Annotated in this window: 18 protein-coding genes; 8 read left to right on the top strand and 10 right to left on the bottom strand. The window is 68.4% G+C overall.

The window, feature by feature from the left end:
• Positions 1-128 precede the first annotated feature (128 nt).
• Complete coding sequence (locus G361_RS0101920; protein WP_155981242.1) at positions 129-2,045, top strand: hypothetical protein; 1,917 nt, start codon at positions 129-131, stop codon at positions 2,043-2,045.
• On the opposite strand, the gene G361_RS0101915 is transcribed toward G361_RS0101920, so the two are convergent.
• The 6 genes from G361_RS0101915 to G361_RS0101890 all read right to left on the bottom strand — a co-directional run bounded on the left by G361_RS0101915 (position 2,018) and on the right by G361_RS0101890 (position 8,889).
• Complete coding sequence (locus G361_RS0101915) at positions 2,018-3,067, bottom strand: alpha/beta hydrolase (RefSeq protein WP_019925356.1); 1,050 nt, start codon at positions 3,065-3,067, stop codon at positions 2,018-2,020. The genes G361_RS0101920 and G361_RS0101915 overlap by 28 nt on opposite strands.
• A 165-nt stretch (positions 3,068-3,232) precedes the next feature.
• Positions 3,233-3,598, bottom strand: coding sequence for a response regulator transcription factor (locus tag G361_RS41885; RefSeq protein ID WP_019925355.1), 366 nt, complete (start codon positions 3,596-3,598; stop codon positions 3,233-3,235).
• Between the two features lie 314 nt (positions 3,599-3,912).
• Complete coding sequence (locus G361_RS0101905; RefSeq protein WP_019925354.1) at positions 3,913-5,547, bottom strand: MFS transporter; 1,635 nt, start codon at positions 5,545-5,547, stop codon at positions 3,913-3,915.
• A 65-nt stretch (positions 5,548-5,612) separates the two neighbouring features.
• Positions 5,613-6,506 (bottom strand): alpha/beta hydrolase, encoded by an 894-nt coding sequence (locus tag G361_RS0101900; RefSeq protein ID WP_231386756.1) that lies wholly within the window; start codon positions 6,504-6,506, stop codon positions 5,613-5,615.
• 423 nt (positions 6,507-6,929) lie between these two features.
• Complete coding sequence (locus tag G361_RS0101895) at positions 6,930-7,895, bottom strand: alpha/beta hydrolase (RefSeq protein WP_019925352.1); 966 nt, start codon at positions 7,893-7,895, stop codon at positions 6,930-6,932.
• Between the two features lie 22 nt (positions 7,896-7,917).
• Positions 7,918-8,889, bottom strand: coding sequence for an alpha/beta hydrolase (locus G361_RS0101890; protein ID WP_231386755.1), 972 nt, complete (start codon positions 8,887-8,889; stop codon positions 7,918-7,920).
• Positions 8,890-9,134: 245 nt separating this feature from the next.
• Between G361_RS0101890 and G361_RS0101885 the strand changes: the two genes are divergently transcribed.
• Both G361_RS0101885 and G361_RS0101880 read left to right on the top strand, forming a co-directional pair.
• Complete coding sequence (locus tag G361_RS0101885) at positions 9,135-9,446, top strand: AMP-binding protein (protein ID WP_155981241.1); 312 nt, start codon at positions 9,135-9,137, stop codon at positions 9,444-9,446.
• Positions 9,447-9,488: 42 nt separating this feature from the next.
• Complete coding sequence (locus tag G361_RS0101880; protein WP_019925349.1) at positions 9,489-9,950, top strand: MarR family winged helix-turn-helix transcriptional regulator; 462 nt, start codon at positions 9,489-9,491, stop codon at positions 9,948-9,950.
• Positions 9,951-10,028: 78 nt separating this feature from the next.
• Here G361_RS0101880 and G361_RS0101875 read toward each other — a convergent pair whose 3' ends face one another.
• Together G361_RS0101875 and G361_RS0101870 are read right to left on the bottom strand one after the other, a co-directional pair.
• On the bottom strand, positions 10,029-11,126 hold the full coding sequence (locus tag G361_RS0101875) for a hypothetical protein (RefSeq protein ID WP_155981240.1): 1,098 nt from the start codon (positions 11,124-11,126) through the stop codon (positions 10,029-10,031).
• A 122-nt stretch (positions 11,127-11,248) separates the two neighbouring features.
• The gene (locus G361_RS0101870) at positions 11,249-12,067 is read right to left on the bottom strand and encodes a DeoR/GlpR family DNA-binding transcription regulator (protein WP_255359782.1); all 819 of its coding nucleotides are present in this window, start codon (positions 12,065-12,067) and stop codon (positions 11,249-11,251) included.
• 211 nt (positions 12,068-12,278) lie between these two features.
• On the opposite strand from G361_RS0101870, the gene gndA reads away from it, so the two are divergent.
• The 3 genes from gndA (at position 12,279) to G361_RS0101855 (ending at position 16,072) form a co-directional block, all read left to right on the top strand.
• The gene (gene gndA / locus G361_RS0101865) at positions 12,279-13,724 is read left to right on the top strand and encodes an NADP-dependent phosphogluconate dehydrogenase (RefSeq protein WP_026342595.1); all 1,446 of its coding nucleotides are present in this window, start codon (positions 12,279-12,281) and stop codon (positions 13,722-13,724) included.
• Between the two features lie 169 nt (positions 13,725-13,893).
• A complete protein-coding gene (locus tag G361_RS0101860; protein WP_036494349.1) occupies positions 13,894-14,652 on the top strand; it encodes a membrane protein in 759 nt (252 codons plus the stop codon).
• A gap of 31 nt (positions 14,653-14,683) precedes the next feature.
• The gene (locus G361_RS0101855; RefSeq protein WP_063711827.1) at positions 14,684-16,072 is read left to right on the top strand and encodes a cell wall metabolism sensor histidine kinase WalK; all 1,389 of its coding nucleotides are present in this window, start codon (positions 14,684-14,686) and stop codon (positions 16,070-16,072) included.
• Here G361_RS0101855 and G361_RS0101850 read toward each other — a convergent pair.
• A complete protein-coding gene (locus G361_RS0101850; protein ID WP_019925343.1) occupies positions 16,048-16,725 on the bottom strand; it encodes a response regulator transcription factor in 678 nt (225 codons plus the stop codon). The two genes, G361_RS0101855 and G361_RS0101850, sit on opposite strands and share 25 nt — an antisense overlap.
• A gap of 49 nt (positions 16,726-16,774) precedes the next feature.
• Positions 16,775-17,992, bottom strand: a complete 1,218-nt coding sequence (efeO, locus tag G361_RS0101845; RefSeq protein ID WP_019925342.1) for an iron uptake system protein EfeO — start codon at positions 17,990-17,992, stop codon at positions 16,775-16,777.
• Positions 17,993-18,240: 248 nt separating this feature from the next.
• Here efeO and G361_RS0101840 point away from each other — a divergent pair, with 248 nt between their 5' ends.
• Together G361_RS0101840 and G361_RS0101835 are read left to right on the top strand one after the other, a co-directional pair.
• A complete protein-coding gene (locus G361_RS0101840) occupies positions 18,241-18,858 on the top strand; it encodes a DedA family protein (RefSeq protein ID WP_019925341.1) in 618 nt (205 codons plus the stop codon).
• Positions 18,859-18,903: 45 nt separating this feature from the next.
• Complete coding sequence (locus G361_RS0101835; protein ID WP_019925340.1) at positions 18,904-19,854, top strand: undecaprenyl-diphosphate phosphatase; 951 nt, start codon at positions 18,904-18,906, stop codon at positions 19,852-19,854.
• The last annotated feature ends 205 nt before the right edge of the window (positions 19,855-20,059 follow it).

Raw genomic sequence — 20,059 nt, 5'->3', positions numbered from 1 at the left:
CCTGCACCGGGTTACACATCACCAACAATGTATTGTTAGCGATGTATTATCCGTCGAGCCGGGGAGTTCGCCCCGGAACAACAGTTCCGGCCTGCCCGGTGTGGCGCCGCTGCTGCGGAGGAGTCGTGTTGACAACAGCTGAAGCTCGAACGCGTTTCCGGACCATCGCGATGGTGATCGCCGCGGTGACGATGAGCGGCCTGACCGCGGCCTGCGGAAGTACCTCGACGCCACCACCGGCACCCGCCGCCACCGCCACGACACTGGGCGTGCAGCCCGATCGGCAATTGCACGAGCGGGTCGCGATCAGCGAGTTGCCGGTGCCGCCGACGGCCCCCACCGACGACGCCGGATCGTGTACCGAGGCGGTGAACCCGCATCGGACCGGCTGCGTGACGGCGCAGTGGGGTGGCCTGGGCGCGACCGGGTTCTATCCCGACAGCAAGTTCACCCTGGTGGGCGTCCGGTTCGCGGGTGCGCCGGCGGCGCCGGACCCGGCCGCGATCTACTCCGGGCAGCAGGTGCTGCTGGTCCGGACCGACGGCGGCACCTTCGCCGACGGCGACGGGTGGAAATGCCTCTCGTGTGTGCCCGCGGCCGACGAACTGGGCGTGGACACCTCGCAGTTCACCTATCCGATCCGCGGCTTCCGCGACGGGAAGCGGGTCTACCTCGGGCACAGCATCCTCGATTGCGGCGAGTTCGAGGTCAGTGACGACCGGTGCACTCCGGACCGGATCCACATCTATCCGATCCGCTGGAACATCACCCCCGACGGGTCCGGCGACGGCGGCACCTACCGCGAGCCGCGGCTCAACCCCGACGACACCCACCTGGGCTGGAACTACTTCCCCGGATTCAACGGCGACCTGAGCCCCTCGGCCACCATCCAGTACGGGTTCATGGGCAAACTGGAATTCGACCCGCACCCGGCCACCGGCAACCCGCTGGTCCCGCGCTACGACCTGACGAATGTGACCACGCTGTACAACCCGGCCCCGCAATACCAGTACTGGGTGACCGACGGCGACGCGCTGAAGATCAACCCGGCCGGCATCATCGGCGAGTTCCGGGGCTGGACCGCCGACGGCCGTGCCGCGGTCGGCCTGACCCCGCACGATTCCGACAGCGTCGACCTGTGGGCGACCGACAACCGGACCGGGCGATCGCGGCTGCTGACCGACCACGCGCAGTACAGCGATCCGATGTCGGCGTCGCCGGACGGCAAATGGACACTGGCGGAACAGGTTCTGGGATCCGGGCGGCTGGACTTCATCTCCGGCCTGCGCGGCGTTCCGCCGATCACCGACCTGTTCACCACCGGATACGTCTCCAGCATCCGCAACAACGGCCGGCGCCGGTTCTTCGCTCCGTACCTCGTGAACGCCACCGCGGACCGCAGCCAGCAGATCAACGCCGGTGGTGATCCGAACTGGAACGCCGCCGCCGACCCGGCGTGGCTGGCGGACAGCACCGGCGTGGTCTACGCCGAGAACCAGGTCGTCGCGCCGGCCTGCGGTGGCGGCAACCCGCTGCCGTGCCCGGCGTCGGCCGAGCCCGGCGGGCGGCACAGCCGGGTGATGATCGCGCGCTTCCCGGATCTGAAAGCGCAACCGGTCCCGACGATTCCGCCGATTCCGGACGACGTGCCGTGGGGCACCCCGTACACCCCCGGCATGGCGCTGCCGAAGCCGAATCTCCCTGCGGCGGGCACATATACGCTCACCGGCGCGCGGCACGGCACCGCCCGGATCGCACTGACCGGTACACCACTCACCTCGATCACGGTGACCTACACCGATTTCAGCGACGACGGTGACCACGTCGTGAACGGCACCGAGAGTGCCGTCGTACTCCCCGACCACAGCGTGAACCTGCACGAGCACCTCACCCTGTCCGGCCGGCAGACCGGGACGAAGACGACGAGCGAACCCGACGGCTTCACGATGAAACCGCAAGTGCTACAGAACAATTTCCAGGCCACCGGCACACTGACCACCACCGTCGACGGTCACGCCTACACCCAGCCCGGGAACGGGAACTGACGCGGCCGGTCGCGGCGGCCGGGTCCACCGCGTCGGTCCCGAGGTGCCCAATGGGTGTCGACGAATCGGCGGACCTGGTCGTCGACGAGGCCGTCCTCGGGTGCGGTGCCGAAGAATCCGCCGTGCGGGGCGGCCTCGAAGACGTGGAGTTCGGCGGGGACCGCCGCCGCGCGCAGGGCACGATGCATGCGAACGGCGTTGGAGAGGAACACGTCTCGGGTACCGGCCGTGAGCAGGGTGGGCGGGAAGCCCGCCGCGAAATCTCCGAACAGCGGTGACAGGTAGGGATGGGCCGGGTCGTGACCGTCGGCGTAGAGCCGGTTGACCGGCAGCAGGCTCTGGCGCCCGACGATGTCGACGGCGGCGTTGGTACCGAAGGAGTCGCCGGACTCGGTGAGGTCGAGTTCCGGGGTGAGCAGCACCGCGGCGGCGGGCAGCGGCAGGCCCTCGTCGCGGGCCCGGAGGATCAGCGCGGCAGCCAGATTCGCCCCCGCCGAACCACCGCCGACGATGATCTCGCCGGGACGGTGCTCGCGCAACAGCGTCCGGTAGGCCGCGACGCAGTCGTCCAGCGGCGCGGGATAGGGGTGATCCGGCGGCATCCGGTAATCGACGGCCCAGGTGCGGGCACCGACCTGGCCCGCGGCGGCGATGCCGTTCAATCGGCAGGTCTCACCGCCGCCCTGGATGAGGGCGCCGCCGTGGATCTCGAGGAAGACCCGCCGGTCCTCACCGGTGACGCCCTGCGGCGTGACGACGTGGACGCGCGGCCCCGCCGTCGCGATCTCGTGGGTGTCGGCGGTGACCCGGGATGCGCGGGCCAGGTACATCAGCTGCATCGCGATCTCGGTCTGCGCGATCCGCTCCCGCCACGCGGCGTGATCGTCGACGGCCGGATACGGCGGCGCGGTCATGAGGCCCTGAGCGAGAAAGGCTTGCGCTTCGGCGCTGACCGAGGCCGGCACCGGAATATCGCGGGCCGGAACCTTCAGCACCGGTCGGGAATCGTGGGCTGCCGACATCGGCACCTTCTCTCTCCGGGCGATACGTCGATCACCGCGGGCACGGGGTCGAGCCGGAAATGGCCGGACCGCAGGGTGTTTCATGGAAGCCGCCGCCTGGCACCGGGAATGGTTGCACTACAGGATGTTTCGCGTGTGGTCGAGCGAGCCCGGTGGCGCCGCGCGTCACGGCAGCAATCCGAGGCGGCGGGCATGGACGACCGCCTCGTATCGGGTGTGCGCGGCGAGTTTCGTCATGGCGCTGCGCAGATAGCTCTTCACCGTCTCCGGTTGTATCGAAAGCTGGCGAGCCGTCTGGGCATTCGTGCGGCCGAGGGCGACCTGGGCGAGGACATCGAGTTCCCGCGGGGCCAGCGCGGGCATGACATCGACGGCCCCCGGGGCGGAGATCAGCCGGACCAGGCGGGTGGACAACTCACCGAGCCGGGATCGTACGAGGGGGTCGGTACAGCTCTGGGCGATGCTGCGCATCTCCGTGTGGAGGGTGCGGATCTGCTCGGCGGTGACGGCAGCGGCGGTCGGGGTAGACACTCTTCACGGCCCCCGATCTCTGTCTGGGTGGACTGCGGCGATTCGTTATGCAGTCGCCTAACGAAGCTTTCTATATAGATAGCAGTCCGCCACGGAGCGGTCAAGGATAATCCACATGGAGACCGGCGATGACCAGGCCGCACCCCATGCGCCGAGCGGTCACGACCTACCGCATGACCGCAGAAATATTCGGCGATTGCACAATTCTCCGACCACGACCGTGGGATATCGGGCCGACATCCGAATACGCGGATACGACTCCGGCACCGGTACCGTGGTCACGGTACCGGTGCCGGAGTATCCCGAACCCGTTGTCAGACGGTGGATTCCGCGGTGTCCGCGGTGGCTCCACCGGTCGCCGGGGTGCGGCCGTGCCGCATGAACAGGGCGACGACCAGCGCGATCAGGGTCGCCCCGGACAGCACCCAGTAGCTAGCGACATAACCACGATCGGCGAAGACCTGCGGAATGGTCTGTGCCGCAGCGTGACCCATCACATCGATGTGCGCCACCACCGGGCTGGCGTTGAGCAGGGCGGTCGTCACGGCCAGGCCGATCGCGGCCGCCATGCCGGTGGTCACGCCGTACATGCCCGTGGTGATGCCCTGTTGTTCGGCCGGCACCCCCTCGACCAGCAGAATGGGAGTGGCGGCCTGGAACAGTCCGAACCCGACGCCGAACGGCACGCTGAACACCAGGAACAGCGACCAGCTGTAGTGCGGCACCGCCAGCGCGAAGACACCGCCGAACACCGTCAGCAACACCAGCCCGATGATCAGCGGGATGCGCGCCCCGACCCGGCGCGCCAGCAGGCCGCCGATGGGTCCGGCGATCATCCCGATCAGCCCGGCCCACATCCCGAGATGCAGCGCGTACGACAGCAGGCCGAAGCCGTTGCCGTAGCTGTAGCCCGGATCCAGCGTCACCTTGACCGCCGAGGCCGGCAACGTCACGCCGTTGGACGACTTCACCTGTGCGATAACACCCTGGGCGACAGTGCTTTTCAGCTGTTCCGCGCCGGGGGTCTGGGTCATGTAGCTCACCGCGTAGCCGTGCACGGCCAGCAGCGCCCCGCCGAGCAGTCCGATCAGCAGCACCAGGCTGACCCGCGGATTGCGCAGCAACTTCGGATCCATCAGCGGAGTGGCGATGCGTGATTCGACGACGAAGAACACCGCGAGCAGGACGACGCCCGCGATCACCCAGGCCAGCGCCGTCGGCCGCCCCCAGCCCCAGTCCTGGCCCTTGTCCAGATACAGCAGCACCAGCAGGGTGCCCGCGGACAGCAGAACCGCGCCGATCGGGTTGATCCGCTGCCGGACCCGAAGCGGGGACTCCGGCACCAGCATCAGCACGATCGGCGTCATGACCAGCACGAAACCGCCGAGGAACCAGAACATCGCGCGCCAGCCGAAATGGTCGACCAGGAAGCCGCCGAGTACCGGCCCGAGCACGCCGGAGAAGCCGGCGCCGGCGGCCGCGACCCCCAGCCCGACCGGAACGTACTTGCGGGGCATCAGATCTCGGATCAGACCGAAGGCGATGATCATCGTGGCGACGGCGAAGGCCTGCAGCCCACGGCCGATCAGGAACAGTGCCCAGCTGCTGGTCAGCGCGTCGATCAGGCAGCCGGCGATGAAGAACACCCCGCACAGCACGAAGATCCGCCGTTTACCGGCGACGTCGCTCAATTTCCCGAGCACCGGCGAGACCGCCGAGCCGACCAGGCCCAGAATGATTATCGACCAGTTGAGATTCGCGCCGACGGTGGGGAACGACACCGACACCTTCTGTAGCGCGGCCGCCACCATGATGTATTGCAGCGGAGCTATTTCCGTGTACAGGACGATCACCGCGAGCACGGTGAAGATGCGCAGCCGGGAGGCGCCGTCGAGCCGAGCGGAATCGGCGACCTCGGTGGGTGGCGGGGTGGTGGATGCAGTGGACATGCGTGACTCCGAAATGGAAACGGGGAAATGACAACGGACCGCCGATCGGCGGAACCCGTACGGGCTCAGGCGTACAGCGCCCAGTGCCGGCCGAGGAATTCGCGGACCAGAACCGTGTATTCGCGATCCTCGGGGGCGGTGCCGAGAAACATTCCGTGACCGGCCGCCTCGAAGACGTGCAGTTCCACGGGCACCCCGGCGCGATGCAGCGCGCGATGCAGGCGGACGGTGTCCGACAGCAGCACGTCGCGGGTGCCGGTGGACAGGAAGGTGGGCGGGAACCCGCGGGTGAAATCCGCGAACAACGGCGACACGTAGGGATCGCGCAGGTCGTGGCCGCCGGCGTAGAGACCGAACGGCGCGGTGAAGCTGCTGGTCAGCGACGGCTCGATACCCATGTTCGTCTGCCAGCTGTCACCGGCTCCGGTGAGATCCGCGACGGGACTGGTGAGGACGACCGCGGCGGGCAGCGGCAGGCCCTCGTCGCGGGCCCGCAGAATCATCGCCGCGGCGAGATTCCCGCCGGCGGAGGGGCCGTTGACGATGATGTCCTCGGGCCGGTGCGATCCGAGCAGTGCGCGGTAGGCGGTGAGGCAGTCGTCCAGCGGCGCCGGATACGGATGGTCCGGCGGCAGCCGATAGTCGACCGACCAGGCCCGCACCGCCATCGGCGTCACCTGGCCGACGGCCATCATCCGGCACAGCGGGCCGCCGCCACCGACGAATCCGCCGCCGTGGATGTCGAGCACGATCCGCCGGTCGTCCGGATCGACGCCGGCGGGGGTGATCGCGTATACCCGGACGCCGTCGACGTCGATATCCTCGACCGCGGTGTCGTACGCCGGGAACATCTGCTCGATCATCATCAGGGCGGTCGCGTCCCGCGCGGCGAGCAGTTCCCGCCACGCCGCCGGATCGTCCAGGGCCGGCCATTCGACCGGTGGTTCCAGTTGCCCCATCGCGAGAATGGTCTGCGCTTCGGGACTCACCGAGGTCGGCACGGGAATACGGCGGCCCGGAACATACAATGCGGGCGGGGACGAATCTTGCACGGAATATTCGGAGCTCGGCTTCATGGAATTCTCCTCGGTACATTTCGGTACCGCGGCCGGACAACGCCGCGATACCGCATGCGCCGCCCGGAGACCATGTGCGAGTGGGTCTTCCACAGAATTCCGGGCGACGCTGCCGGACTGTCGCGAGCAAGCATGACGCACGTCACACCGAGCCGGTACCCCCGAACAGGGGTCTTTTTCGGCCGAAAGTATTTGGCGCACAACAGGTTCGACACACAGTGCGACAGCGACGAACCATCGCGCGGTCTCGACCCGAGAGATTCCGGGCGTGGCACATTCGCCGGCCGCGGCGAATGTGCCACCGGCTCAACGGTTCGCGCGGGCCCACGTTTCGTCGACGAAGCGCCGCACCTCGCGGGCGCGGTCGGCGTCCTCCGGGGTCTTCCCCAGGAACATCGCGTGCCCGGCCGCCTCCCAGACGTGCAACTCGGCGGCGACACCGGCCGCGCGCAGTGCTCGATGCATCCGGACGGTGTTGGACAGGAACATGTCCCGGGTGCCGCTGACCAGCATCGTGGCCGGGAATCCCGCGCCGAGATCACCGTAGATCGGCGACAGGTACGGGTCACGCAGATCGTGGCCCGCCGCGTACAGCCGGTTGGCGGGCATCAGGCTGCCGACCAGGACGGTATCCAGGCCGAGGTTGGTCTGGAACGAGTCACCGGCCTCGGTGAGATCGAGTTCCGGGCTGAACAGTACGGCGGCGCCGGGCAGCGGCAGCCCCTCGTCGCGTGCCCGCAGGATCGTCGCCGCGGCGAGATTCCCTCCGGCGGAAGGGCCTTCGATGATGATGTCCTCGGGACGATGGTCCGCCAGCAGTGCCCGATAGACCGCGACACAGTCGTCGAGCGGTGCGGGATACGGATCCTCGGGGGGCATCCGATAGTCGACGGCCCACACCCGCGCACCCACCGCGACGGCGGTGGAGGTGGCCCAGAACCGGCAGATCTCACCCCCGTCCTGGATGAACGCGCCGCCGTGCAGATACAGGTACACGCGCGGATCGTCGTCCGGAACACCGTCCGGGGTAACGACATACACGCGGACCCCGGCGACCTCGATCGCCTCGGAGGTGGCGGGCAGGTGTTGCCCCTCCGCGTCGGTCATGGCCCGCGTGGCCGCCTCGGCGCGGGCGATCAACGCCTTCCAGCCGTCGGTGTCCTCGCGGTCGGGCCAGTCGTGCACCGGACCGATCCGGCCCAGCGCCAGCATGGCCTGCGCCGCACTGCTGATCGTCGTGGGGACGGGAATATCCTTGGCGGGCACGTACATTGCAGCTCCTCTGCTGGTGTGGTCAGTTGCGGGGCGCCGGCGCGGCCCAGTGCCGTTCGGCGAATGCGCGGATCTCCCGGCCGCGTTCGTGATCCTCCGGAGCCATGCCCAGGAACATGGCGTGCGGGGCGGCCTCGAAAACGTGCAACTCGGCGGTGATTCCGGCGGCGAGCAGCCGGCGATGCATCCGCACGGTGTCCGACAACAGGAAGTCACGGGTGCCGGTGGTCAGCACGGTCGGCGGGAATCCGGCGGTGAAATCGCCGTACAGCGGCGAGAGATACGGATCGAGCGGGTCGTGCCCGTCGGCGTACAACGCGACGACGGGCTCCAGATCACCGACGAACGTGATGTCGACATCCCGATTGGTGTGCAGCGAGTCGCCGGTGAGGCTCATGTCGGCGGGGATGGTTTCCAGCACCGCGGCGGCCGGCAGCGGCAGCCCCTCGTCCCGGGCCCGGAGAATCAGTGCGGCAACGAGATTGGCACCGGCCGAGACCCCGCCGACGACGATGTCCGCAGGACTGCGATCGGCGAGCAGTCGCCGGTAGACGGTGAGGCAGTCGTCCAGCGCGGCGGGAAAGGGATGCTCCGGTGGCATCCGATAGTCGACCGCCCAGGTCCGCGCGCCGACGGTACCCGCCGTCATGACCGCCCCCAACCGGGAGATGTTGCCGCCACCCTGGATGAACGCGCCGCCGTGCAGGGCCAGATACACCCGCCGGTCGTCCGGCGCGACACCGTCGGGCGTCGCGACATACACAGGGACACCGTCGATCTCGACGTCCTCGACCTCGGCGGGCACCCCCGCGTCGGCCATGCCGAAGATCGACGACACCATCGGCCCTTCGGCGCCGACCGGGATCATCGCCTCCCGCTTGTCGATCATCTCCCGCCACGCCGCCCGATCCGCCACCGGCGGCCACGGTTCGGCCGGAATCACAAGACCCATCCCCAGCAGCGCCGGCGCCACTCCGCTCACCGAGGTGGGCACCGGAATTTCCCGGGCAGGCACACGCAACGGCGGGTGTGCGCTATGGCTCTCGGGGGATCGTGCGGTCGAATCACTGTCCATTCCGGAATGTTCTCCCGGCGCGGGCCGGCGAGAACACCCCACAACGGGGGTATCGCTGCCACCGCACACTGTTCCGTACACCGGCACGCGGTCTGGCACCGCACCGCCGGGTCGCCATCGTGGCCGTGACGCCCGGCTCGCAGGGCCGGGCCGCGACAAGGAGGATGCCATGGGCCGGCCGGTTGTCTCGTGGATCGACCATCATCACCGCGGGCGAGCGGGTGGCCGTGTTGTCCCGCAACGACACTCGTGTCCTCGAGGTGATCCACGCGTGCGCGGTGCTCGGCGCCGTCGCCGTGCCGTTGAACTGGCGACTGACCGAATCGGAACTGGCCGGCGTCGGCGCGGACGCCGAACTCGCACTGCTCATCCACGAGAGCGATTCGGGCGTGCTGGTCGGCGAACTACCGCGCAACGCCACCGGCACGATCCTCAACGCACCGCTGCGCGAACAGGCGGCGGCCACCGACCGGTAATGCATCACCGGTAATGCATCGTAGAAGATGTAATCTTCGGGGATGGATGCGCAGCGATTGCATCGCCTGGGGAAACGGCTCATCGAGCTGTCCCGGCAGCACGTCTCGCTCGACCCCGACGAGCGGGCGATCGGCGGATCCACCGAGGGCCTGCTGCTGGAGGACGTGCTGCTGCACCCGGAGAGCACGATCAGCCACATCGTCGAACGCACCGGCTTCTCGCAGGGCCACGTCTCCGCGCGAGTTGCCCGCCTGGTCGACCAGGGCCTGCTCAACACCTTCCCCGACCCCGCCGACCGCCGCCGCACCCTGGTCGACGCGACCCCCATGCTGCAACGAGCCGTAGCCCGCCGGCACCGCGCACCCCGAGAGGTCTTCGCCGAAACCCTCACCGACCCGCACACCGCCGACCGCGTCCTCACCCTCCTCGACGAACTCGCCGACCTCCTCCTCCCCGCAGGCCACGGCCCGGACCAACCCGCGAACCGGGAATCGACTGTCTGACAACCACTTTCACACAGGAATTTCCTGGCGGCGCCGGGAGCAGGTGCGCGCTCCACTCGCCGGCCGACGCCGCGAATGCTACTTCTTCTTCCCCTTACCCTTCTGGGCCGATTTCGCTTCTTCCACAATTCGATCGATATCGTTCTTGTACGTGTCGTGGAAGTTTTCGGCGCTGAAACCCAGGAAGTCTTCGTAGGCCGGCTCCTCCGAGCCGGACAACTCCGCGACCAATTTCTCCACGACCCACTCGGGTAGACCGTACTGGTCGGCCAGGGTTTTCGCCGTGACCTCGGTCGGCTCGGGTTCCCAGTTCCGGATCTCGATGGCGGGGTCGGCTTTTTCCTCGTCGTCCTCCGCCGGTACGACCGATCGTCTCGTCGCGGCGACCGCACCCTCCAGCAGCAGCGCGTCCTCCTGATCTACCGCGCCGGGAGCGCTCTGCCAGCCGTCCTCGCCCTCGCCCTCGCCGAAATGATTTTTCGTGCGACAGGTCAGCTGCAGCGATATGACCGTCAATCGTAATTTCAGCGAGGTGACGGGAATCTTCTGATCGGCCGGCTGCGCGAAGAACACGTGGACGTGCTGTCCTTCCCGGGGGCCGATGAAGGCACTCATGGCCTGCTTGCCGTAGCCGAACGACAGATATCGGGGCAGGCGGGCCGGACAGAACGTGAACGGGTACACCTTGTCACCGGTCACACCGTCGCGGGCCCGGCGGGCGATGATCTTCCGCAGCTCCGGCAGGCGGCCCAGAAACTTTGCCGCAGTAGCGTTCTCGGCCAGTTTGGCGTTGGGCTTCGTATCGTGCTTGACGATGTAGATGAGATCGCCGACACTGTCGCCGTCCAGCGACAGACACGTCTTCCCGTTCGGGACCGGATAGAGTTCCCGTTCGCTCTTCCAACCCCACTCGAGCTCGCCGTAGTCGAACTTGTTCGGGTGCTGGATCGTGGCGGCGAACTCCGCGAGGCCGTCGAAATCATCGAAATCGATCAGGACCACCGCGTGCGGAGCGGAACGCTGACTCGAACTGAGCTCTTTCGCCGTATCGAAGTGCGTGAAGAAATGATAATCGTTGATATGCACCACACGCGGGTAAGGGACGACACCCGCCGGTACGTACAATTTCATGAGCAAGCCCCCTCGGGGAGCGTTATTTATACCGGTGAGTCGCATCCGATTCCATGAACATCACCGTTCTCGACACGTCACGATAACACGGGAACGGCCGGGTATACGACCATCCGGAAGAAACAATTCATCGCAACCGGGCGGTATTCGGCCGATCACCGGTCCGCTCACGGCACATTCCGACCGGCGGGTATGACGGTATCGCCGAATTGTCGTGCGATTTCCGGATCCAGTTCGGCATCGGTTATCACACCGCCGATTTCGTCGAGGCCGGCGACCTTCGCGAGTGCGCGGCGGCCGAATTTCGAGCTGTCGGCCACCACGAGGGCTCGGCCGGCCGCGGTGATCATGGCGCGTTTGAGGGGGACTTCCAGGGTGTTCATGTTGGTGACTCCGGCGGCGACGTCGACGGCGTCAGCGCCGAGGAATGCCCAGTCGGCGGTGTAGGCGGACAGGAACGCGATCGCGCGATCACCGACCAGGGTGAAGACCGAGCCCAGCAGTTCGCCACCGGTGACCAGCAGCCGGGTGCCGGGGGTTTCGGCGATGTAGGTGGCGATGCGCAGGTCGTTGGTGATCACCGTCAGGCCGGTGTGATCGCGCAGCGCGCGGGCCACTTCGAAGGTAGTGGAACCGCTGTCGAGGATGACCGTCTCACCGTCGCGCACCCGGCGGGCCGCCGTCTCGCCGATCGCGGCCTTCTCGGTGCGGCGTTCGCCCTCCTTCATGGTGTAGGGCAGCTTCGCGGTCGCGCCGGGGACCGGACGGGCGCCGCCGTGGGTGCGCTGGGCCTGGCCGGCGCGTTCGAGGGCGTCGAGGTCGCGGCGGATCGTCGACGTGTCGACGCCGAGTTCGTCGGCGAGGGCCTTGGCCTCGACATAGCCGTCGGTGCCCAGGCGATGCATGATTTCGCGCCGTCGCGTGCTCGCGAGCAACGTCGCCTCCCGGAACCTGGTCGTGCCGCACCGATGGTGCGGTTCACGCATAGTACAAGGAGCCGAGGTTGACTTGTTCGCGCAACGGAGTGCATGATTTCGAGCGCCAGGTGCGCGAATTCGTGCGACGTTACTGCCGAAGGACCCGATGCGTCGCGCGAGCACCTCCGGAGCCTGCTGATGCGGCCGGCCCACGAGCGTGGCCCGCAGGCGGGGCATGCGATTCCGGTCCACCGCGACCACGAGTGAAATGATCTGGATCATGACTTCTTCCAAAGCCACCGCGCAGATCGGTGTGACCGGTCTGGCCGTCATGGGCAGCAATATCGCCCGCAACTTCGCTCGCAACGGTTATACCGTCGCTCTGCACAATCGCAGTGTCGCCAAGACCGATGCGCTGCTGGCCGCGCACGGGACCGATGGTGAGTTCGTGCGTACCGAGACCGTCGAGGAGTTCGTCGGCGCGCTGGAGAAGCCGCGGCGGGTGCTGATCATGGTCAAGGCGGGCGAGGCCACCGACGCGGTGATCGAGGAACTCGCGGCGGCGATGGAGCCCGGTGACATCATCATCGACGGCGGTAATGCCCTGTACACCGACACGATCCGGCGTGAGGCCGCGATGGCCGCGCGCGGGCTGAACTTCGTCGGCGCGGGCATCTCCGGTGGTGAGGAAGGGGCATTGAACGGGCCCGCGATCATGCCGGGCGGTCCGAAGGAGTCCTACGAGTCGCTGGGACCGCTGCTGGAGTCGATCTCGGCGAAGGTCGACGGTGTGCCGTGCTGCACCCATATCGGCCCGGACGGGTCGGGCCACTTCGTGAAGATGGTGCACAACGGTATCGAATACGCCGATATGCAGCTCATCGGCGAGGCGTACCACCTGTTGCGCGACGCGCTCGGCGCGAGCGCCGCCCAGATCGCGGAGGTGTTCACGCAGTGGAACACCGGCGAGCTGGAAAGCTACCTGGTGGAGATCACCGCGCAGGTGCTGCAGCAGATCGATGCCACGACCGGCAAGCCGCTGGTCGACGTGATCGTGGACGCCGCCGAGCAGAAGGGCACCGGCCGGTGGACGGTCAAGTCCGCCCTCGATCTGGGTATCCCGGTGACCGGTATCGCCGAAGCGGTCTTCGCCCGCGCCCTGTCCGGATCCCGCGCCCAGCGTAAAGCCGCACAGGGCCTGGCCGCCGGAACCCTGGCCGGAAAGCCCGGCGACGCAGCACAATTCACCGAGGACATCCGGCGGGCACTGTACGCGTCGAAGATCGTCGCCTACGCGCAGGGCTTCGACCAGATCGCCGCGGGCAGCGCCGAATACGACTGGGACCTGCACCCCGGCGACCTGGCCACCATCTGGCGCGGCGGTTGCATCATCCGGGCACGGTTCCTCGACCGCATCAAGGAAGCCTACGAGGCCGACCCGGACCTGCCGAGCCTGATCCTGGCCCCCTACTTCCGTGCGGCGATCGAGCAGGGTGTCGACAGCTGGCGCCGCGTCGTGTCCACCGCCGTCCAACTGGGTATCCCGGTTCCGGCGTTCGGCTCGTCGCTGTCCTACTACGACGCCCTGCGCGCCGAACGCCTGCCCGCCGCCCTCACCCAGGGCCAGCGCGACTTCTTCGGCGCCCACACCTACGAACGCATCGACGCCGAAGGCCACTACCACACCCTGTGGAGCGCCGACCGCACCGAAGTCCGCACCGACTGAACCGCTTTCGGACGCGGGCGCCGCAGATCTGCGGCGCCCGCTCCGGCGGGCTAGACGACCTGCACGCGAAGCAAAGGCCTGCACAGTAACCGCCGGTACGCAACTCGTACTTCACAACGGTTTCTCAGCGAGGTGCTGGCAACCTGTGCGGGTGACAAACGCTGTGGCGGTGACCGATTCGTCCGGACGCCGGAATTCGGTCAAGGTTCCCGAGATCACTGTCCTGTTCTGGGCGATCAAGATTCTCTCCACCGGGATGGGCGAGACGTTCTCCGATTTCCTGGTCAACACGCTGCCACCCGCGGCGGCGGTCGGTGGCGGGTTGCTGCTGTTGATCGTCAGCCTGTGGTGGCAGTTCCGGGCCCCCGGCTATCGGGTGTGGACCTACTGGACGGCGGTCGTGATGGTGAGCATCGTCGGCACGATGGTCGCCGACATCGTCGATTTCGTCATCGGGGTTCCGCTGCCCGCGTCGACGATCGTGTTCGTCGTCGTGGTCGCGACGATTCTGGGCCTGTGGTACCGCAGCGAGCGCACCCTCTCCGTGCACAGCATCTCGACACGACGGCGTGAGGGGTTCTACTGGGCGACGGTGATGGCGACGTTCGCGCTCGGCACGGTGGCCGGGGATCTGACCGCCGCCACGCTGCATCTGGGTTATCTGCCCTCGGCGGTGCTGTTCGCCGTGGTCATCGCCATTCCGGCCGTCGCGCACCGCTGGTTCCGGATGGGCGCGGTCGCGGCGTTCTGGTCGGCCTATATCGTCACGCGGCCGCTGGGCGCGTCCGTCACCGATTGGCTCGCGTCCTCGCGCGCCGACGGACTCGGCCTGGGCACCGGCTGGATCTCGCTGGCGGTGACGGTCCCGATGGTCGCGGGCATCGCGATACTCGCCCGGCGGGCGAGCCGCGAAACCGCACCTCGCTGAGAGCCGTCCGCGTCCGTGCATGATGGCGGTCATGGTTGATCTGTCGCTGCTGACGCGCCCCGGCCGCTGGGGCCTGCGAGCGCGGTCGGCGGTCCTGAGCACCGCGGTGCTGGCGGTCGTGTTCGGGCTCGGCGCGCTGGCGGCCCTGTGGGTGATGTACCGGTCGCTGCTCGGATCGGTCGATTCCACCGCGGCCGCGCGGGCGGACGAGCTGTCCGGGCAGTTGACGCAACGCTCCCCCGCCCAGGTCTCCGACACCCTGTTCGCGCGCGACCGCACGCTGGTCGCGGTCCAGGTGATCGACGCCGCCGGCGCGGTCGTGCGGGCCTCGCCGGGCGCCTCGACGGCCGGGCCGCTGCTCACCCCGGTACCGGATTCGGTGACCGGAATCGAGGTGCCCGGCGAGGACGACGTGCGGGCCGCGACCCGTACCGGGTCGGGGCCGCCGGGGACGTTCACGGTGCTGGTCGCGGTCAGCAACGAGGAGGCCGAGGAGACGGTCCGCAACGTCGCGATCGTGGTGGGTGTGGTGGCTCCGCTGGTGCTGCTGGCCTCCGCCGCCGCGACCTATGCCCTGGTGGGCCGGTCGCTGCGATCGGTGGAGGCGATCCGCCGCCAGGTCGCCGCGATCGGTTCCGGGCGGCTCGGCGACCGCGTGCCGGTGCCGCTGGCCGCCGACGAGATCGCCGGGCTGGCGGTGACGATGAACGCGATGCTCGACCGCATCCAGGCCGCCGACACCGCGCAGCGGCGCTTCATCGCCGACGCCTCGCACGAGCTGCGCAGTCCGCTGGCCACGGTGATCGCCGCGCTCGAACTGGGCCGCGATCATCCGGGCATGCTCGACACCGACATGATCGATCGGACCGCGCTGCCCGAGGCACACCGGATCAAGGATCTCGTCGAGGACATGCTGACCCTCGCCGCCGCCGACGAGAACGGCTCGCGGCCGGTCGGCGTGGACGTCGATCTCGACGATCTGGCCGCCGCCACCGTGACGACGTTGCGCCACGATCATCCGGAGTTGATCGTGACCGGCCGGTTCCATCCCGCCCGGGTCGTCGGCGATCCGGCCGCGCTGCAACGGATGATCCGCAACCTCACCGACAACGCCGCCGCGCACGCCCGCACCCGGGTCGAGGTGACGGTGGCCGGTTCCGGCACGGTCGCGCGGGTCGTGGTCGACGACGACGGGCCCGGCATCCCGCGGGCCGATCGCGAGCGGGTGTTCCAGCGGTTCGTCCGGCTCGAGGACGATCGCGCCCGCGCCTCCGGCGGTACCGGTCTCGGCCTGGCCATCGTCGCGGAGACCGTGCGCGCGCACGGCGGCACGATCACGATCGAGGACTCACCGGCGGGCGGGGCCCGGCTGGTGGTCGAACTGACGCTCGGCGATCAGTCGGAATCGCCGAATACGTAGCCCGCACCCCGGCGGGTTTCGATACTGCTCCGGCCGAACGGGTTGTCGATCTTGCGGCGCAGGTAGCCGACGTAGACCTCGACCACGTTCTCCGGGCCGTCGTAGTGGGCGTCCCACACGTTGCGCAGGATCTCGGTCTTGGTGAGCACGACACCCTTGTGCCGCAACAGATATTCCAGCAATCCGAACTCGCGGGGAGTCAGCGTGATCTCGATGGTGCCGCGCTGGACCAGCCGCCGCGCCGGATCCAGGCTCAGATCACCGGCGCGCAGGACCGGGTCCTGCTGCGGCGTCCGCCGGCGCCGCAGCAGGGCCCGCAACCGGGCGACGAGGACCACGAACGAGAACGGTTTGGTGAGGTAGTCGTCGGCGCCCATGTCCAGGGCGTCGGCCACCTCGTGGTCGCCGTCCTTGGCGGTGAGCATCAGCACCGGCGTGTCGAGGTCGCGGGCCCGGATGGCGCGCAGCACCTGGTAGCCGCTCATGCCCGGCAGCATGATGTCGAGGACGATGACGTCGAAGTCCTCGTCGGCCGCCCGCTGCGCACCCTCGGGACCGGTACCCGCGACGACCACGACGAACCGTTCCGCGCTCAGGCCGCGGGCGATGGTCTCGGCGAGCCGGGGCTCGTCTTCGACGAGCAACACCCTCATCGGCGGTCGCTCCCCTCTCCTCGGTCGGAATTCGAAACAGGCGCTGTGGCTACTGTCCCAGCACCAGCGCCGGGACCTGGCTCAGGGTCGCCGACAGCGAGTCGATCCGGTCCGACAGTTCCTTGCGCTGCGCCGCGCCGACGGTGTCGTAGGCGACGTAACCGTCACCTCGGCGGTACTTGTCGATCGCGTCGCGCACGCCCTGGAACTGGGTGGTGATCTTGTCCATCAGCTTCGGATCCTTCGCCGCGATCATCGGCTGCAGGTCCGCGATCAGGGTTTCCGAACCGTCGATATTGGCGGCGAAATCCCACAGGTCGGTGCGGGAGTACCGATCCTCCTCGCCGCCGACCTTGGTCTTGGCGATCTCGTCGACGAGGGCCTGCGGGCCCTTCACGAACAGCTGCGTCTCGAAGGTGAACGACGGCTTGGCCACCTCGTCGCGCAGTGCGGTCGCGCTCGCCAGCAGGGCGTCGGCCTCCTTCGCGATCGCCTCCTTCGTATCGGTGGCCTTGGCATTGTCGACGTCGGACCGGGTGATGTCGTCGCCCTTCCCCCCGACCTGGCTCGGCTGCGGCGGCCACAGGAACCGTTCGATGCGGTGGAATCCGACGAACGGCTGCTTACCGTCCTCGGTGTCGTCCCAGCGCATATCCAGTGCGGGATCGAGTTCGGCGAAGGAGGAGGCCACCGGCTCGACCCGCTCGTAGAAGGTCCGGGCCAAGCCGAACTGAGCGCGGGCGGCGTCGAGATTGCCCGCCTTCACCGCGGCGGTGAACGAGGTGGTCCGGTCGACCAGGCCGTCGAGCTGGCCGCGCACGTAGTCGAGGTAGTGCACCTTGGCCTGTTCCACATCGGCCGGCGTATCGGATCTGGCCTTCTTCTCGCCGGTGACCTCGAAGGTGTGGCGGATCCCGTTGCCGACCATGCCCGGTTTGCAGGCGGTCTCGTAGGTGCCGGGATCGGTGATCTCCACGATCAGCTTGCCGGTCACCCCGGGGGCGATGTTCTCGACCTCGCCGAGCACCCGGTTGCCGGCGCCGTACACGTAGAACTCGGTGATCTTGGAGCCGTTGTTGGCGACGGCGAAGGTCACCGGGCCGGTCGAGGCGCCGGCGGCGCCGACGTCACAGGCCGATTCGGTCGAGGTGACCGCGATCGTGCCGGCGGCCGAGCCCGGCTTGGACGTACACCCCGTCAGTGCGAGCGGGACGCCGACCAGCAGGCCCGCGACAGCGCACGCGCTACGCGAAAGGTTCGGATTCACTGGGGATTTCCTGTCGTCACGGGCTTCTCCTCGTTGTCCTCGACACCCACCCGAGCGACTTAGGGTAGGCATTCCTGACCATCGGTGGGGACCGTACCGCCACACCCGGGACCCGGGGAAACCGCTCTCAGCGTTCTCTCAGCGGAGAGTTGCGATGGTGTGCACGCGGCCGGCCGCACACCCGCGGCACCGCGGGGCAACCCCCACCCACTGTCCAATACCATTGCCGGACAAGGAATTACGAGCATATGCAGCATCTGATCGTCACCTACGGCCTCCTGGCCGTATTCGTCCTGATGGCCGCGGAATCCGCGTGCATCCCGATCCCGTCGGAGATCACGATGCTGCTCGGCGGCGCGCTGGCCGCCGGTGCCGTCGCCGGTCCGCACCCGAACATCGTCGCGGTGATCGCCGCGGGCACCCTCGGCAATCTCGTCGGTAGCTATCTGGCCTGGTTGGCGGGCCGCTACGGCGGCCGACCGGCCCTGCACCGCTGGGGCCGCTACATCCTGCTGCGCCCCGACGACATCGACCGTGCCCAGGACTGGTTCGTCCGGCGGGGCGCCGCCTCGGTGTTCTGGGCCCGGCTACTGCCCGGCATCCGCACGTTCATCTCCCTGCCCGCGGGCATCGCCGGTATGCCCGCGGGACGCTTCGGGCTCTACACCCTCGCCGGTTGCCTGCCGTGGAGCGCCGCCCTCGCGCTGGCCGGTTACGGCGTCGGCGCGAACTGGCACCACCTGGAAGACGTGTTGCGCGGCCCGAGCTACCTCGTCGCCGCCGTCGCCGGGCTGGCGATCCTCGCCGCCGTGGTCGTGGCGTACCGGCGGCGGCGAGCGGCTGCCGCGGCGGCGGCACAGCAGTAGGCAGACAGCGTCCGGCAACCCGTCCCACCCACCACAGGAAAGTGCATGACTGTCACCTATACGGAATCGATCGTCGTCGGCGCGCTGCAGGGCGTCAGCGAACTGTTCCCCATCTCGAGTCTCGGGCACAGCATTCTGCTGCCGGCGTGGCTCGGCGGCCAATGGGCCCGTGATCTGGACATGTCCGCCGAGGGCTCGCCGTATCTGGCGCTGCTGGTGGCGATGCACGTCGCCACCGCGCTGGCGCTGGTGATCTTCTTCCGGCGCGACTGGGTGCGGATCCTCGGCGGCCTGTGGGATGTCGCCCGCACCCGCCGGATCCGCACACCGGAGGCCCGGCTCGGCGTGCTGCTGATCGTGGGCACGATCCCGGTCGGGCTGGCGGGCCTGCTCCTGGAGAAGACGATCCGGCACCACCTCGGCTCCCCGATTCCGACGTCGATCTTCCTGGCGCTCAACGGAATTGTCCTGTTCGCGGCCGAGCGACTGCGCAGCCGCCGCCGTCCCCGCGCCGACGTCCCGGCACCCGCCGGCGCAGGCGCGGATCTGTCCGCCGCCGACACCATGGTCCTGCCGGTCACCGACCCCGACCGGGCCTCGGACGTGCGACTGTCGCGGCTCACCGTCACCGACGCGGTCCTCGTCGGCTCGGCGCAGATCGCGGCGCTGTGCCCCGGGATCAGCCGTTCCGGCGCGACCATCGCCGCCGGGTTGTTCAAGGGGCTGCGCCACGAGGACGCGGCCCGCCTGGCGTTCCTGCTCGCCACCCCGGTCATCCTGGCGGCCGGGGTATTGAAGACGCCGGAGTTGTTCACCCCGGAGAATCACGACATCCTCGGCCCGGCCCTGGCCGGTTCGGTCGTCGCCGGTGTGCTGTCCTACCTCTCGGTCAAGTTCCTGACCGCGTACTTCGAGACCAAGACCCTCACGCCGTTCGCGCTCTACAGTCTGGTCGCGGGCCTCGGCAGCCTCGCGTACTTCACCCTCCACGGCTGAGGAGTCCGGCCGCGCACCGACCGGACCAATGCGATCGGCCGATATTGGCACTGTTCCCTACCGGCCGGAAATTATATGGTGCATGCCGTACGAGAAATTGATGTTGGATCGAATGGCCCGGGCAAACGCCCGGCGCCGTCGGCAATATCGTTGTCCACTACGGTGTCGTCCCCCACCGCCGGGTTTGTTCGACGCTGCAACGAAC

Source organism: Nocardia sp. BMG111209, assembly GCF_000381925.1.
Classification (GTDB): domain Bacteria; phylum Actinomycetota; class Actinomycetes; order Mycobacteriales; family Mycobacteriaceae; genus Nocardia.
The sequence above is the reverse complement of the archived record's forward strand: the minus strand, read 5'-3'. Positions and strand labels throughout refer to the sequence as shown.

Bases quoted from the DNA above. Each gene is read 5' to 3' on its own strand.
- G361_RS0101915 (WP_019925356.1), bottom strand. From the start codon at position 3,067: ATGTCGGCAGCCCACGATTCCCGACCGGTGCTGAAGGTTCCGGCCCGC.
- G361_RS0101905 (WP_019925354.1), bottom strand. From the start codon at position 5,547: ATGTCCACTGCATCCACCACCCCGCCACCCACCGAGGTCGCCGATTCC.
- G361_RS0101900 (WP_231386756.1), bottom strand. From the start codon at position 6,506: ATGGGGCAACTGGAACCACCGGTCGAATGGCCGGCCCTGGACGATCCG.
- G361_RS0101895 (WP_019925352.1), bottom strand. From the start codon at position 7,895: ATGTACGTGCCCGCCAAGGATATTCCCGTCCCCACGACGATCAGCAGT.
- G361_RS0101885 (WP_155981241.1), top strand. From the start codon at position 9,135: ATGCCATGGGCCGGCCGGTTGTCTCGTGGATCGACCATCATCACCGCG.
- G361_RS0101880 (WP_019925349.1), top strand. From the start codon at position 9,489: ATGGATGCGCAGCGATTGCATCGCCTGGGGAAACGGCTCATCGAGCTG.
- G361_RS0101875 (WP_155981240.1), bottom strand. From the start codon at position 11,126: ATGCGACTCACCGGTATAAATAACGCTCCCCGAGGGGGCTTGCTCATG.
- G361_RS0101870 (WP_255359782.1), bottom strand. From the start codon at position 12,067: ATGCGTGAACCGCACCATCGGTGCGGCACGACCAGGTTCCGGGAGGCG.
- gndA (WP_026342595.1), top strand. From the start codon at position 12,279: ATGACTTCTTCCAAAGCCACCGCGCAGATCGGTGTGACCGGTCTGGCC.
- G361_RS0101855 (WP_063711827.1), top strand. From the start codon at position 14,684: ATGGTTGATCTGTCGCTGCTGACGCGCCCCGGCCGCTGGGGCCTGCGA.
- G361_RS0101850 (WP_019925343.1), bottom strand. From the start codon at position 16,725: ATGAGGGTGTTGCTCGTCGAAGACGAGCCCCGGCTCGCCGAGACCATC.
- G361_RS0101840 (WP_019925341.1), top strand. From the start codon at position 18,241: ATGCAGCATCTGATCGTCACCTACGGCCTCCTGGCCGTATTCGTCCTG.
- G361_RS0101835 (WP_019925340.1), top strand. From the start codon at position 18,904: ATGACTGTCACCTATACGGAATCGATCGTCGTCGGCGCGCTGCAGGGC.